Origin of the sequence: uncultured Turicibacter sp., from assembly GCF_938044715.1 — a bacterium.
GTDB lineage: Bacteria > Bacillota_I > Bacilli_A > MOL361 > Turicibacteraceae > Turicibacter > Turicibacter sanguinis.
Map to the genome: position 1 here is coordinate 1 of NZ_CALIOS010000059.1, position 1386 is coordinate 1386.

General features: G+C 35.0%; 4 protein-coding genes. All 4 read right to left on the reverse strand.

Annotated features, from left to right (window positions below):
* Window positions 1-159: 159 nt before the first annotated feature.
* The gene (locus QWC74_RS06720) at window positions 160-438 is read right to left on the reverse strand and encodes a hypothetical protein (RefSeq protein ID WP_006785500.1); all 279 of its coding nucleotides are present in this window, start codon (window positions 436-438) and stop codon (window positions 160-162) included.
* 303 nt (window positions 439-741) lie between these two features.
* Complete coding sequence (locus QWC74_RS06725) at window positions 742-933, reverse strand: hypothetical protein (protein WP_006785499.1); 192 nt, start codon at window positions 931-933, stop codon at window positions 742-744.
* Window positions 933-1061 (reverse strand): hypothetical protein, encoded by a 129-nt coding sequence (locus tag QWC74_RS06730; protein WP_006785498.1) that lies wholly within the window; start codon window positions 1059-1061, stop codon window positions 933-935. The genes QWC74_RS06725 and QWC74_RS06730 overlap by 1 nt, the downstream gene beginning before the upstream one ends.
* A gap of 3 nt (window positions 1062-1064) precedes the next feature.
* Window positions 1065-1386 (reverse strand): LD-carboxypeptidase (locus tag QWC74_RS06735; RefSeq protein ID WP_288993952.1); only part of this gene is annotated, 322 nt, incomplete at its 5' end.

The window sequence follows — 1386 nt, forward strand, 5'->3', positions numbered from 1 at the left end:
AAATCAACCGCAACTAAACCATAAATTTCTTTCAATCGCTCACTCTAAATTTCCATTTTTTATAATTTATTATCCCCTGTTTTTCATAAAAAAATGATGAGATAAACAAGAAAAAGAAGAGCCCTTAACTCCATCTGCTCTTCTTCCTTTATTTTATTTTTATGCTTCGAACGTAACGTCAAAACTAGATTCACGACGTCCTGTTACAGCGTTTGCTAATGCTTGTAAAACTTGCTCACTCAATTCTTCTAAACGTCCTGTTGATAGTACTTCTGCATGTGATAAAGAGCACACAAATCGTGTATAAATATGATCAACTACCGGGAATTTTACTTCTGTTTCTTCACAAGTTAAAATGATATTTTGACGATTCCCTCTAATTTTTACGTTTGTTGGACACTCAGTGATATAGTTGATAAATTCTTTCTCAGTTCTCATGCTAGAAAACCCCTTTCGCACATTTCATTTTTTCTTTCCTTGATGAACTTATTATAGCATGTTGTGAATTAATGAACAATGATTTTGTGAAAAAATATTCAATGAAACATTGTGAAAACGTACACAAATAAAAAAATAACCTATTTTAAACTCAAAACCTCTTATAAATGTCGAAATTTAAACTCGAACAGATGCTTCTAACAGTAAATTTTTTTGTCAATCGGCATCAATTTCTACTAATCCGCCATAAGGTAAAATCATCATCGGTGAGTTATGACCAAAATTCAAATCGTAACCCATCATTCAATCACGTAAGCCAAGCTCCTCAATCACGACCTGATAAATGACCACCTCATACTCATCCTTCTCATCGTACGGCTTCCCAAACAAAATCCCTCTTACTTGTTGCAAACTCCCCATTGACCCATCATTTTGAAGCCAGTACTTCAACAAAGTGGGATCTGATTGATGCTCAGACATCTCAAAAAATAACATCACCTCTTTCCAATTTTAGACCAAAGACTCATCCCTTTTGCCATCTCAAACACTTCAATGCAAGCTCCGAACAATCGTCCTGTGATTCCCCCACCTCCTTGCAACCACTTCGATCCTTCGTTTTTCACAACTTAGCGTCGTTGATGACATAACTCATAGTCGCAATGCAGGTATTCACTCCCCAAATTCCAAGACATCTTGATTTCACCTCCTACATCAGTTTCAAATAACATCTTCTGAACGCAGTTCTTCGCATACTCAAACATACCACCATTTTTTGCAAATTCTGCGAGTAAACTCGGTCCATAAAAGCTAGAAAGACCTGCCTTAAAACACATTAAGTGACCAATTGTTGTATCAGAATGACCAATCAAAATTTTAGGATTCTTTTTAATGATCTCAAAATCTATATACAAGCAGAAATGTATTTCACTATTATAAATTAATCTCAGT